Here is a 12518-nt window from a genome sequence, read left to right on the forward strand (position 1 = left end):
AACATGATGAACGCAACGAATATGGTCCAGGGAAACCTCGCCCTTAAGCTCGAGACGCCTGCAGAACCCACTTTTACGGTTGTTCAGGGTGGCCGCTCCGGCTTTCAGCCTTTGACTGTAAAGCCTGCTCGCAATCAGCAGACTGTAGTCGCGCCGGCCCGCGTTGCCCTGAAGGTTCCGACGATTGTCGCCTTTGCCGTTGCGCTTACGCTCTTCTTTGTCCTCGCTACGTCGGTCTTTAGCGCTCGTCACGCCGCGTATGCCGAGTCCGTTTCCAACGTTACCTACGAGACCATTCGCGTTCAGCCTGGCGACTCTCTTTGGTCGCTTGCCGAGGAATATCCAATCGAAGGCCTTTCCACGCAAGAGACTTCCGACATGATCCGTAACGTCAATCATCTGGAGCATGGTTCGCTCGCCGCCGGTGCGCATCTTAAGGTTCCTGCTCGTTCGTAATCATTATCGCGCTGCGCATGGTACCCTTGTTATCGTTTAAGAGGAGGTACCATGCGCTGTCCCAAATGCGGCAAGGCACATACCCGCGTCGTTGATTCTCGTATGCAGGAGTCAAATAACACCATTAAGCGCCGTCGCGAATGTTGCTCGTGTAACTATCGCTTTACAACGTTTGAGCGATGCGAAGACCCAATCGAGGTCATTAAGTCAGACGGAACCAAGCAGCGGTTCGATCGCAATAAGCTGCTCGTCGGCTTGATGCGCGCCACCATCAAGCGCGATATCGACACTAAGAAGCTCAATGAGATTATCGACGACATCGAGGTCGAGCTGCGCTCTCGCACGCTGACGGCCGTCACGTCCCATGAGTTGGGTGACATGGTGCTCAAGCGCTTGGCCAAGATCGACAAGGTGGCCTACATCCGTTTTGCCTCGGTCTACCGCGATTTCAAAGACGTCGATGAGTTTCTGCTAGAGCTCGACAAGCTAAGGTGATTCCATGTCCAACATTACCGTCAACATAAAGCGTCTCGACCCCACCGTCGAGCTTCCCAAATACGCCCATCCCACCGATGCCGGCTTGGATCTGCGCTCCAACGAGGACTGCGTCCTGAAGCCCTTCGAACGCCGTCTGGTCTCTACTGGGCTGGCCATCGCCCTGCCCGATGGCTACGCCGGCTTCGTCCAGCCCCGCAGCGGCTTGGCCATCAAGCAGGGCCTGTCTATAGTCAACACGCCGGGCCTCATCGACGCCCACTACCGAGGAGAACTCAAGGTTATCCTCATCAACCTGGACCCCTCCAACAACATCCAAATCAACAAAGGCGACCGCATTGCCCAACTCGTCATCCAAGAAGTCCCCACGGTCAACCTCGTAGAAGTAGAAGAACTAGACAAAACCGACCGAGGAGCCGGCGGTTTCGGTTCTAGCGGCGTAGCTTAGTCGTTTACGCACTGTCCGCTGACCGGCCCGACCCGCCTATATATCATCCCATACTCAAACATTCTCGCTTCGCTGCGAAACTGCGCGTGGGACGAAATATAGGCGGGTCGGGCCGGTCAGCTGCGTTTACGCACTACCAGCTGCGCCGGATCTCCATATTTGAAGCTGCAAAGGCGAACCAAAGTAATTAATTGCAGTAATCAGATGCGGCAAAGGGACTGTTCCTTTGCCGCATCTGATTATCAGAAAGATTGATTGTTGTTTTCAAGCGAGTAGCCGCCCGCCCGCTTCTCTCACATATCGTTCCACGCGCAGTTTCGCAGCGAGCGAAGCGAAGCGAGAATGTTTGAGCATGGAATGATATGTGTGAGAAGCGGGCGGGAGGGATACGAGCGCCCCGCGAGAATGTTTGAGCATGGAATGATATAAGGGCGGTTCCCGCCGAGCAGCGGACATTCGACTAGCGGATATGCGCGGGCTTTCCTCCCCAGTAGAAGCGGCAGAAGACTCGTTTGCGCTTTTGGGGTTTGCCTACGAGCTCCATGGTGGCGATGGCTATGTCTTCGGCTGCGTGGGGGCGGCGTAGTACTTCGCCGTTGATGAGTAGGGCTTTGAGTGATTCGGGATGGTCGTGCAAGTGACGTAGGGTTACGATGAGTTCTCGTGCGGTGGTGACATGCATGCTGGCGCCCATGCCGGTGAGCATCGTGGTGTTGGCCTTTTCCTGGCCGTATGATTTGCCCAGCAGGATCATCGGCAGATGAGCGCACAGGCACTCGGTGACGGTGAGCCCGCCCGATTTGAGGATTGCCAGGTCGCAGCCGTGCATGAGGGCTGCCATGTCGTCCACGTAGTCCAGAACCGTGACGTTTTCGAGCTTCATGGCGTCGAAGAGCGTCTTGAGGCGGGTGGCGTATTCCTCATCCTTGCCCGGCAAAAAGACAAAGTGCATGTCCTCGAAGCTGCGCAGGAAGGGGAGTGTGCGGTCCATCTCCGCGCGAAAGCGAACGTACGGTTGAGGCAAACTGGCGCCGGCCATCACCAGCACGACGGTCTTGTCGATGGGGAGATTGAACTTCTCGAGTTCTTCCTCGCGATTGTAGTCCGTATCAAACCCGGCGCGGATGGGGATGCCTGTAATGCGGATTTTGGTCTCGGGAACCTTGCGCGGGCGCAGCGTTTCGGCCATAAACTCGTTGGCCACGCAGAACAGGTCGGTGTCCTTGTGGGGCCAAAAGCCTTCGACTTCATAGTCTGTTGGTACGCAGATGACCGGGTAATCGATACCCGTGATGACGCGGGCGCCCACAGCAACATTGGCTGCCGTAATGTGTGTTGCAACCACGGCCATGGGCCTGCGGGTGCGGACATAATCGTTGAAGGCGGGGAACATAATACGTGACCATGCCGTGCCGCCACCCCAGAGCAGATGTCCCGTAAACGTATATCGCCAGGTTAGGTCATATATGGGGCGCGTGGCGCCGGTAAACGAAGCTGCTGTTTTATTACCATCGAACCTAATGCGTCCAAAATCGAGGATATCCAGGACTTCGATCACAACATCCTCAGGAATTCCCTTGGTGCCGCGGATAAGATCAAATGCTTGTGCAATCGCGTTGGCGGCGGCTTTGTGGCCCGATCCAACCGATGCGTGCACAATGGTTACTACGGGTTTTTGTGCAGGTGAAACGGTCATTTGCTCCGGTTGGGGAGTAGCTTGCATGGGCAGGGGAGCGCTATTGCTCGTCTGCGTTTGATCCATCGATAACTCCCCTTCATCTTAGTTTCGCTAGGAATCATTGTAATGCATGAGTGTCACGTTCGTCTAAATTTGGGTATGAGCGCAAAGAACGCCAATCTTTCGACAGGAGGTCTCTTCATGACTACCCAACAGCCGATCGATGTTGTTATTATCGGCGGCGGCCCTGCGGGCTATGCCGCAGCCATTTATGCGGCGCGTGCCAACCTAACGACGACTGTGATTGAACAGGGCATGTCGGGAGGGCAGATCGCCACAACCAATGAGGTCGAGAACTATCCGGGCATTCCGCTGCTGAGCGGTACTGAACTTGGTGAGCGGTTCCAACAACATGCTGAAGGCTTGGGGGCTCAGGTTGAATGGAGTATGGTGACGGGCGTCGACTACGATGCCGATGCAGCGCTGTTTACGGTGCATCACGATATGGGCGATACGCTGGCTTCGAGCGTTATCGCTTGCATGGGTGCTACGCCGCGTCCGGCAGGTTTCGCTGGCGAGGATACGTATCGCGGTCGTGGCGTTTCATATTGCGCAACATGTGACGGCATGTTCTTCCGCGGCAAACAGGTCTTTGTCATCGGTGGCGGCAATGCCGCCTGCGAGGAAGCCCTGTTCTTGTCAGAAATCGCCAGCAGTGTGACCATCGTGCTGCGCCGCGACCAGTTCCGTGCACCCGATGGTGTTGTTCAGAAAGTACTCGCAAAGGACAATATTACAGTTAGGTACCAAACTAGTATTGTGGAGCTATCGGGCGAAGCCATGCCAACGACGATTACCTTTAAGGACAATGCATCCGGCGAGACTCATACCGAGTCATTTGAGCCCGGCTCGTTTGGCATCTTTGTCTTTACCGGAACGCAGCCCCATACCGAGCTTGTTGAGCATCTAGTTGATCTGGCGCCTGATGGCGGCATTCTGACTGATGAATCCATGGCGACCCGCACGCCAGGTCTATTTGCCGCTGGCGATATCCGTTCCAAACGTTTACGCCAGGTTGTGACCGCTGTTTCTGATGGAGCCATAGCGGCAACAAGCGCATATGCATTTCTCCGCGGATAAGTACGATAATATATCTTATGTAAAGTTGCTATCTTTAAACAAAGTGGTTGGACGGTGCATCAATGTGCTGTCCAACCACTTTTACTTGCCGGCTATGTGGTATGCAAAACTAGATAATCTAGAATACAATATAGAAAATGAACGGAGGACCTTTATGAACCACGTTAAACACGTTATTCCGATGTCTGATTCGTCGGTCAGCATTAAGCCCGAGGATATTCAGCCCACTGTGCTGCCCGATGCATTTATTCAGTCCGATATCGTGCGCAAACTTAATACGTTGAGTCTGCCGCGCTATAACCAGTTGCCCAATGTGACGCTCTACCGCGACCAGGTTATTGAGTATGTTACGCTGTGGATGGAGCCGCTGTCCATTTGCGTTGAGCAGCCTATCATTACGCCATCGATGATCAATAACTACGTAAAGGTCGGCCTAGTGCCTGCTCCGGTCAAAAAGCAATATGGCCGCGAGCAGATTGCCCGCCTGATCGCTATCTGCATCTTTAAGCAGGTGCTACCTATTGCTGCGGTGCAGGCACTCTTTAACATTCAGCGTTTGAGCTACGATGCCCCGACGGCCTTTGATTATGTGGTCGATCAGCTCGAGGCATCGATTCGTGCGGCGTTTTCCGTCGAGCAGACTCCCGTGCCCGATACGGCGCATCAGGTAACGCGTGAGTCGCTGCTTGTGCGTAGCGCGGTATCGTCCTTCGTTTCGAAGGCGTACTTGATGAGCTATCTCAAGTTCAACGGGTTTAATAGCTAGCCGACGTATAAAACGGGCGGGACAAAGAGCCATCTGTCGCTTTGTCCCGCCCGTATTTTTGCTTGGTTGGACTTTATTTGCCCGAAGCTACGCCCATGCCGTAGCCGATGATGAGGCCGTGCATCTCGGCGTAATAGGAATCCAGGCCGTTGCAGGGCATGATGATGGTCTTGGAGCCGGGCCAATGCTCGACTATGCGGTCAGTGAGCGCCTGGGCTCCAGCTTCGTTCTCAACGTGATCTATGACGACCTCACCGCCCGTAAAGCCCTCGGCTTCCATAGTGTCGATGATCTTGTTGAGCATCTTTTTTTCGCCACGCGTGTGCCCGACGAGTTCGATTTTACCGGCCTCACTCGCCGTGCCCAAAATGCGGATATTGAGCTTGTTGGCAATGACGCCGGCTGCCTTAGGGATACGTCCGGCTTTGGCGAGGTTTTCGTAATTGCACAAACTGAAGAGGATTTTGCTGTTCTGTTCAAGGCTATCGAAGCATGCGCAAGCATCCTCGAATGAGACATTCGGATTGCTTGCAAGATAGCGGTCGAACAGCAAGAAAATGAGGTCCATTTTGCCGCCAGCTGCGCGTGAATTGACTAGATGAATCTGTCGGTCGGGCTCCTCGGCAAGAACCATATCGCGAGCCGTGGCTGCCGCGTTGTAGCTGCCCGACACGCCCTCAGAGATCGGCATGCAGATGGTCTTGTCTGCCAATTTGAAGAGCTCGGCCCACTCCCCTACGCTGGGACAAGCGCTCGAAGAAGCGTTCGTCTCCGCCTGAACAGCGCAGTTGAGCTCATGAACATCGAGCGAAAGGTCATCGACGAATTCATGCTCCCCCACTCGAATTTTGAGGGGCGCAAATGCAAAGGTGGTATGGGGCGCGGTCGGTTGCCAATCGCGGAGGTTGCAGCTTGAATCGGAGATAAGTGCCCAGCTCATAGAGGGTCCTTTCTAATTGTTCCTCAACAATTATAGCCATCTTGCAAACTGAATGTACGGCTATCTAGTTTTGAATACTAGATAGCCGTACAAGATTAGAGAAAAACGAATGGACCTCGCGACTTAAAGCCACGAGGTCCACATTCACACGCTGTGTAAGATGACTTAGTAACGCACGAAGATATAGTTATTGTTCATGCCGGCGGCAACGGAGCTGATGATAACACCCGTGTTGTAGTCGGAAGCATGAATCATCTGACCACCACCGATGTAAATGCCGGTGTGGTACGAGTTGACCACAACGTCACCGGGCTGCGGATCGGACACACGCGTCCAGCCCATAAAGGTACCCGTGGTGCCCAGGCGGCAATAACGACCAGTGAGGCAATAGCTAACAAAACCAGAGCAGTCGAAGCTGTTCGGGCCAATACCGCCCCAAGAATAGGCGCAACCAAGCTTGCTGTATGCACGCGAGACAACAGAACCGCCATCGACGGACTGGCTCGGAGCAGAAGGCGTCGGAGCCGGAGCAGGCGTGGAGGGCTGCGGCGTCGGAGCAGGTGCCGGCGTAGGAGCCGGAGTGTTGCCGCCCTGGTTGTTGTTATTGCTGGTCTGGCCACCGTTGTTGGTGTTCTCGGTCGTACCGGCAGTCTCGTTGCTCACCGTGGCCTTCTCGGCGGTGCTGGCGTTGATGCCGGCCTGCAGCGCGGCGTTGGCCTCGGCCTCGGCGGCAAGCTCGGCCTGCAGCTGCGAATCCAGGGAGTTCACGACGTTCTGGGCTTCAGCCTGCTGGGCGTTAAGCTCGTCGACCTTCTTTTGCGTGGCGGCGACGTTCTTCTCCTGCTCGGCCTGCTTATCGGTGAGCTGCTGCTTAAGCTCCTTGACCTCTTGAATGGTCTGAGCTTGCTTATCGGAAACTTTGCCGTAGTAGAACAGACGGTTGAGCATATCGCTCAGGTCGTCGACACCCGTCAGAACCTGAAGCAGGCTCAGACCGCCGGTTTTGTACTCGCCGGCGACATAGGTCGAGAGCTTGGCCTGACCATCGGCGATCTCCTGCTGCTTTTGCGTGATCTCGCCAGCAGTCTGATCGAGCGCCTGCGTCTGCGTTGCGAGCTCATCGTAAATCTGCTGGGTTTGGGTACCGATCTGCTCGAGCTTCGTACGAGCAGCGGCAAGGTCGGATGCGGTATCGGCGTAGGCAGGAGCCGCGAGGCCCAAGCCCAAAACACAAGCGAGGGTTGCCGTAGCAGCGCAGCGTGCCATGTTTTTGTGCGTGTTTGCTGTGCGCATGTAGCTTCCTTTCCAGTAACTAAGGGTAACGGCTAGTCCACCGTCACCAGGCTAAAGAGCTCCACATCGTCATCAGACGGCGTGAGCTTCTCGCGCGGGTTGAGAAACGCAAGCTCGAGGATACAACCGTAACCGACAAGCTTTGCGCCCATATCTTGCACCAGTTTACCTGTTGCTTCGACGGTTCCGCCCGTCGCGACCAAGTCGTCCAGAATCAACACGGTATCTTTAGAGCTGATAGCGTCGGCATGGATCTCAATGGAATCCGTTCCGTACTCGAGCTCATAGCTCTGGCTCACAGTCTCGCGCGGTAGCTTGCCCGGTTTACGTGCGGGAACAAAGCCGGCGCCAAGGGCTACAGCCACCGGTACGCCAACCATAAAGCCGCGAGCCTCGGGACCCACGACCTTGGTGATTCCCGTGCCGGCAAAGTGCTCGGCGAGGGCATCGGTCATGGCTTTGAGCGCCTTGGGATTGCCAAAGAGCGGCGTGATGTCTTTAAAGATGACTCCGGGCTCGGGATAGTCGGGGATGTCGACGATTTGAGATTCGAAGTCGTACATTGCATGACCTTTCAATGGGTTGCCGGATAAGCGGCAGCTGTTACTTGCCCGCGGTGACGGTGCCGGATTGCGAAGGGGCGACGACCTTGAGCGGCTTTACGAGAGAATCCTCGTGCGAAGCCGGCGCGGCTGTCTCTTCGTTTTTGGCCTTGGTGGACTCGGAACGAGTGATTTCCTCATCGAGTGCATCGATGTCGGCGTCTTCGACCACGGCGTTGAGCGACTCAAAAACGCGGTTCTTGAGCAGCGCAGTGTGCACACCTTCTGTCAGGTCGTGAAGCTTCTTAAACGCACGCTCGAGCTTGGCGTCGCGCTCGTCATCGGAGGTATCCATTCCGAGCATGCTCACAAGCACCTGCTCAAACATCGAGGACTCGCGGTTGGCGGAAGACACGTACTGACGCAGGTTGCGCGGCTCGATATGGAAGCGCGACAGCTCGGAGCAGTAGCGGATGATCGGAAAATCGCGACCATCGACAAGCTCGCGATTCTGCGGACTCTTGATGATGCGAATGAGGTCGTTCTCGGCGAGCGAGCGGATAAACGAAATTTCGACGCCCAACATATCGGGAATGGTCTCGATGGGATGCAGCTTTTGCTTAGTCTCCTTGGGCTCCGTCTTGAGCGGAACATCGGATAGCAAGCCCACCTCGTAGGCGAGCGTTGACAGGTCCGTGGCGTTTTCCAAGCGCTGCTTAATCACGTTGAGCGGCATGTAGCGGGTCTTCTGCAAGTGCAGGATGACCTCCAGACGATCAACGTCCTCCTTAGAGTACTGACGGTATCCCTTAGGCGTACGATGAGGGGTAATGAGCCCCTCATCCTCTAGAAATCTAATTTTTGAGTTCGAAAGATCGGGGTATGCGCCTCGAAGTAGGTTGACGACTTGGCCGATACTCAGATAGTTGCGTTCGGCCATGCCCTACTCACCGGTTTCGATGCGCTCCGGCGTGCTCTCGTGGTAGATGAGCGTAAACGTACCGATCTGAACGGAAGAACCGTCGTGCAGCGGGGCTGCATTGACAATGGCACCGTCGACCCAGGTACCATTGAGCGAGCCCAGGTCCTCGATGCGAGCGCCGAGGCCCTCGCGTATAATGCGCGCGTGGCTGCGCGAAACGGTCATGTCATTAAGGAAGATGCCGTTCGCGGGATCGCGGCCGATGGTGGTCACGTCGTCCTCGAGCTCAAAGGCGGCACCAGTCTGCGGACCCTTGACGATGGACAGGACGGGGGCGGTGATGCGCACGTTGGCCATGAGGTCGGGAACGGTGACGTCGCTTGAAGGCACGCGGAATACGCAGGTAGCGGCAGCAGTCTTATCATTCTGAGGCATATTGTTAACCATGTTGTCCATGACAACCCCTAACTTATCGCGGACGTGCCGCAAATAATGAACCGTACGTAATCATACCCCAACGAATCAGTCTTCGATTTCAGGGTTCAGAAAGTCGATGTCCTCGTCCTCGGGATGCGCGAGAGCCTGTTTAATGGCCACTCCGCCCTTAATGGAGTAGATGACAGCCGTGAGCATGGAGAAGATCACGCCGCCGTACACAAAGAAGATGCCGAGGGGCACCGAGCTTCCGTTGAGGCCCGGGAAGGCCGTAAGGGTTGAAGATAAAAGGTGCAGGCCGTCAATAACGGGGAAACCGAGCAGCATGAGTGAGAAGCCGGTCATGAGCAGCGCCGTGGCAATCTTTCCGGGAAAGACCACATCGATGGGGCGACGGTGATAATGACGCACGATAAGCGTGCCGATGCCCAGATAGATGTCGCGGCCAATAATGAGTACGCAGACCCAGATGGGCAGCTCTCCGCGGACCACCAGTCCAAGTACGCCGGTGAACAGCAGCGCACGGTCGCAAATGGGATCCATGACCTTGCCGAGCCACGAGACCGTCTTAGTCATGCGGGCGATCTGACCGTCCATCCAGTCGGTGGAGGCGGCAACGGCGTAGATAACGATGGCGATGACACGGTTGTTATCCGTCACAAACAGGTACAGAAATACCAGGGTGAGGATCAGGCGCGTAAAGGTGATGAAATTGGAGATCGTAAAGATCTTATTCGACGGGTAATCGGAAGTGCCGATAAGCTCCTTTTTGATCTTCTTTTTGATGCCCACAGGACTCCCCCGCTGGTTAACGACAAAACTTTCGATACTATACCCGTTCCGGCGATGTCTATCCAGCGCAGCCATAGAGAGTCCAGACATGTGGAGGGCGCCTCTGGGCTGCGCTGGATTCTGCATTTGTGTACATCAGCCTCCAAAAGCGACATTTTTCGGCATCTTTGGTGGCTGGTGTACACGTTTTGATTCGGTGATTACATCGATCGGGAAAGTTGTTGCTTTAAGCAAATGCGTACGGGTCGAGAAGGGCTGGCACCAAAAGAGCCCAACGGCCGTTACGGCTTCGTTAGAAACGCGCCCCATCATGGATGGTGAACCCGAAAGGTAAGGCGCGCGGGCACGGCGACTCGGCCCGCGCGCCCGGAAGAGAAAGGATAAGCCCATGGATTACATGCTCGAGACGCGCGGGCTCACCAAGCGCTTCGGCCGCGGCGACCAGGCGCAGGATGCCGTGGCCGACGTGAGCCTTCATATCCGCGAGGGCGAGGTGTACGGGCTGCTCGGCCCCAACGGCGCCGGCAAGTCGACAACGCTCAAGATGATCTGCGGGATGCTGCGGCCGACGGCCGGGGAGATCCTCTTTGCCGGGCACGCCTGGCGCCGCGAGGACCTCTACGCAATCGGCAGCCTCATCGAGGAGGCGCCGCTCTACCCCAACCTCACCGCGCGCGAGAACCTGCGCGTGCGCACCACGCTGCTGGGCCTTCCCGAGAGCCGCGTAGATGAGGTGCTCGCCGCCGTGGACCTCGCGGACACCGGGAAGAAGCGCGCCGGGCGCTTCTCGATGGGCATGCGGCAGCGCCTGGGGCTCGCGCTGGCGCTTATCGCCCGGCCACGCCTGCTCGTGCTCGACGAGCCCACCAACGGCCTCGACCCCATCGGCATCGAGGAGCTGCGCGACCAGATCCGCGGCTTCGCGGCGGCGGGTACGACGGTGATCGTCTCGAGCCACATCCTCTCCGAGGTGCAGCAGATGGCGGACACCATCGGCATCATCTGCGGGGGGCGCCTCGCCTACGAGGATGCGCTTCGGCCCGGGCAGGACCTCGAGGAACTCTTCATGAGCTTCTGCCGGGAAGGGCGACGAGCGCGCGGGGAGGTGGCGGCATGACGGGCGAGAAAGGCGGCCTGCTCGCGGGCCTGCGCGCCGAGGCCCTGAAGTCGCGCCACGCGGCACCGGTTCGCCTGGCCGTGCTCATGGCGCTGCCGATGCCGCTGCTCGGCGCGATGCCCTACCGGGGCGTGCAGATCTTCAGCGCGTGGAACTACTGGTACGCGCTCTTCCTGCCCGTGTCTCTCTCGCTCGTGGTGGCGTGCGTCGCGCGGGCGGACGCGCGCACGCGGATGCGGGGGCTTCTGGGCCTGGGCTTCCCGCTCGGGCGCGCCTGGTGGGCCAAGGCGCTCTGGTGCCTCGCGCTCTGCACGCTCTCGAACCTCGTGGTCTTCGGCATCTACCTCGCGGGATCGGCGTTCTCCTCGCAGGGCCTCACGGCCGCGGGCACGCTCACGATGCTCCTCTGCGCGCTCGCCAACACGGTGACCGCGGCGTGGATGATCCCCGCAGGGCTCTTCCTCACGGCGCGGCTCGGCATGCTCGCGGGCATCTTCTGCCCGCTCGCCGCGCAGCTCGTGGGTGGGTTCGCCTGGTCGCTGGTGCCGCTGCCGCAGCTCTTTCCGCCGTCGGCGAGCATGGTCATCCCCACGAGCTTCATCCCCGTGCTGCCGAGCGGCGAGCCACTCGCGGCGGACATGGCGCTCGGCGGGGCGCTCGCGGCGGACGGCATGCTCACACTGGCGGGCCTTGCGGTCTGCGCGCTCGCGTTCGCCGCGCTCACGGCGGCGGGCGCGGCCTGGTTCGCGCGCTCCGAGGAGAGGTGATGGCCATGACACGACCCTCCGACGCGACGCCGCGCATGACTCTCCCGCGGGCCCTGCTCTCCGAGGCCCTGCGCCTGGCGCGCTCCCCGCTCACGGCGGTGCACCTCGTCTGCGGCCTGGCAGCCGGTCTTGCCTGCGGCGAGTACTTCTCCGTAACCCGATGGGACCCGGCGCTGGGCGCGGACGCCTACGCCCAGTTCCTCGGCGCCCTCATGCCGCTCATGTCCGCCATCGTCTGCGGGCTCGCCGTGGACGAGGAGCGCGCTGCCGGGCGCCTCGCCAACCTCACGGCGGTCCCCTCGCGCGGGCGCGCCGTCGCGGCGAAGCTGCTCGCCCTTGCGGCGCTCGGCGCGGGCGCGCTGGCCGTGGCGCTCGGCGTGTTCGGGGCCGTGCTCGCCGTCGCCGGGCGCCTGCCGCTCGGGCCCGCTCCGCTTGCGGCCGCCTGGGCGGGCATCGTGCTGGGCAGCCTGCCCCTCTACGCGCTGGAGCTCGGCGCGGCCCTGCGCCTCGGCCGCAACGCCGCCATCGGCGCCGGCGCGGCGGGGATGCTCCTCGCGTTCTTCTCAGTGGGCGGACTTGCGCACGGCCTCATGACCGGCGAGCTCACCGGTGCCCTGGCGACGCCCCTGAGCTGGGTGCCGCCCGCCTGGTGTTAGCGTCAATATAATTTTCACCATTTCCACCAACGCATTTTCGCCAATCGCGCCAACGCGGATACGCCGGATTC

General features: G+C 58.5%; 15 protein-coding genes. 8 read left to right on the forward strand and 7 right to left on the reverse strand.

Going from position 1 to position 12518, the window contains the following annotated elements; genetic code table 11:
* The first annotated feature begins 6 nt into the window (after nucleotides 1-6).
* Genes AB5Z54_RS03530 through dut form a run of 3 tightly spaced genes read left to right on the forward strand, consistent with a single transcriptional unit; the run spans nucleotide 7 to nucleotide 1399 of the window.
* Complete coding sequence (locus AB5Z54_RS03530; RefSeq protein WP_193221474.1) at nucleotides 7-456, forward strand: LysM peptidoglycan-binding domain-containing protein; 450 nt, start codon at nucleotides 7-9, stop codon at nucleotides 454-456.
* 51 nt (nucleotides 457-507) lie between these two features.
* Nucleotides 508-951: a transcriptional regulator NrdR gene (gene nrdR, locus AB5Z54_RS03535; protein ID WP_349076906.1), complete on the forward strand. Its 444-nt coding sequence runs from the start codon at nucleotides 508-510 to the stop codon at nucleotides 949-951.
* Between the two features lie 4 nt (nucleotides 952-955).
* The gene (gene dut, locus AB5Z54_RS03540) at nucleotides 956-1399 is read left to right on the forward strand and encodes a dUTP diphosphatase (RefSeq protein WP_368160238.1); all 444 of its coding nucleotides are present in this window, start codon (nucleotides 956-958) and stop codon (nucleotides 1397-1399) included.
* Nucleotides 1400-1859: 460 nt separating this feature from the next.
* Here the strand turns inward: dut and AB5Z54_RS03545 are convergent, their stop codons facing one another.
* Nucleotides 1860-3056 carry an MGDG synthase family glycosyltransferase gene (locus tag AB5Z54_RS03545; RefSeq protein WP_368160240.1) on the reverse strand — a complete coding sequence of 399 codons (1197 nt, stop codon included), beginning with the start codon at nucleotides 3054-3056 and terminating at the stop codon, nucleotides 1860-1862.
* Between the two features lie 222 nt (nucleotides 3057-3278).
* On the opposite strand from AB5Z54_RS03545, the gene AB5Z54_RS03550 reads away from it, so the two are divergent.
* Entirely contained in the window at nucleotides 3279-4217 is a 939-nt protein-coding gene (locus tag AB5Z54_RS03550; protein ID WP_368160242.1) for an NAD(P)/FAD-dependent oxidoreductase, read from the forward strand.
* A gap of 154 nt (nucleotides 4218-4371) precedes the next feature.
* The gene (locus tag AB5Z54_RS03555) at nucleotides 4372-4983 is read left to right on the forward strand and encodes a DUF1836 domain-containing protein (RefSeq protein WP_368160243.1); all 612 of its coding nucleotides are present in this window, start codon (nucleotides 4372-4374) and stop codon (nucleotides 4981-4983) included.
* A gap of 73 nt (nucleotides 4984-5056) precedes the next feature.
* On the opposite strand, the gene AB5Z54_RS03560 is transcribed toward AB5Z54_RS03555, so the two are convergent.
* The 6 genes from AB5Z54_RS03560 to AB5Z54_RS03585 all read right to left on the reverse strand — a co-directional run bounded on the left by AB5Z54_RS03560 (nucleotide 5057) and on the right by AB5Z54_RS03585 (nucleotide 9907).
* Entirely contained in the window at nucleotides 5057-5923 is an 867-nt protein-coding gene (locus AB5Z54_RS03560) for a DegV family protein (RefSeq protein ID WP_117746583.1), read from the reverse strand.
* Nucleotides 5924-6088: 165 nt separating this feature from the next.
* Nucleotides 6089-7216 (reverse strand): coiled-coil domain-containing protein, encoded by a 1128-nt coding sequence (locus tag AB5Z54_RS03565; RefSeq protein WP_055285172.1) that lies wholly within the window; start codon nucleotides 7214-7216, stop codon nucleotides 6089-6091.
* Between the two features lie 32 nt (nucleotides 7217-7248).
* Nucleotides 7249-7779: an adenine phosphoribosyltransferase gene (locus AB5Z54_RS03570; protein WP_368160246.1), complete on the reverse strand. Its 531-nt coding sequence runs from the start codon at nucleotides 7777-7779 to the stop codon at nucleotides 7249-7251.
* A 40-nt stretch (nucleotides 7780-7819) separates the two neighbouring features.
* Nucleotides 7820-8698: a transcriptional regulator FtsR gene (gene ftsR / locus AB5Z54_RS03575; RefSeq protein WP_250787292.1), complete on the reverse strand. Its 879-nt coding sequence runs from the start codon at nucleotides 8696-8698 to the stop codon at nucleotides 7820-7822.
* Nucleotides 8699-8701: 3 nt separating this feature from the next.
* Nucleotides 8702-9136 carry an FHA domain-containing protein gene (locus AB5Z54_RS03580; RefSeq protein WP_368160248.1) on the reverse strand — a complete coding sequence of 145 codons (435 nt, stop codon included), beginning with the start codon at nucleotides 9134-9136 and terminating at the stop codon, nucleotides 8702-8704.
* Between the two features lie 66 nt (nucleotides 9137-9202).
* Nucleotides 9203-9907: a CDP-alcohol phosphatidyltransferase family protein gene (locus AB5Z54_RS03585; RefSeq protein ID WP_040359866.1), complete on the reverse strand. Its 705-nt coding sequence runs from the start codon at nucleotides 9905-9907 to the stop codon at nucleotides 9203-9205.
* 388 nt (nucleotides 9908-10295) lie between these two features.
* Here AB5Z54_RS03585 and AB5Z54_RS03590 point away from each other — a divergent pair, with 388 nt between their 5' ends.
* Genes AB5Z54_RS03590 through AB5Z54_RS03600 form a run of 3 tightly spaced genes read left to right on the forward strand, consistent with a single transcriptional unit; the run spans nucleotide 10296 to nucleotide 12447 of the window.
* Nucleotides 10296-11024: a lantibiotic protection ABC transporter ATP-binding protein gene (locus AB5Z54_RS03590; RefSeq protein ID WP_368160249.1), complete on the forward strand. Its 729-nt coding sequence runs from the start codon at nucleotides 10296-10298 to the stop codon at nucleotides 11022-11024.
* Complete coding sequence (locus AB5Z54_RS03595) at nucleotides 11021-11791, forward strand: ABC-2 family transporter permease (RefSeq protein WP_368160252.1); 771 nt, start codon at nucleotides 11021-11023, stop codon at nucleotides 11789-11791. The genes AB5Z54_RS03590 and AB5Z54_RS03595 overlap by 4 nt, the downstream gene beginning before the upstream one ends.
* Nucleotides 11791-12447: an ABC-2 family transporter permease gene (locus tag AB5Z54_RS03600; RefSeq protein ID WP_368160254.1), complete on the forward strand. Its 657-nt coding sequence runs from the start codon at nucleotides 11791-11793 to the stop codon at nucleotides 12445-12447. Before AB5Z54_RS03595 ends, AB5Z54_RS03600 begins: the two co-directional genes overlap by 1 nt.
* Nucleotides 12448-12518 lie beyond the last annotated feature (71 nt).

Source organism: Collinsella aerofaciens (assembly GCF_040910185.1).
Classification (GTDB): Bacteria; Actinomycetota; Coriobacteriia; order Coriobacteriales; family Coriobacteriaceae; genus Collinsella; species Collinsella aerofaciens_BF.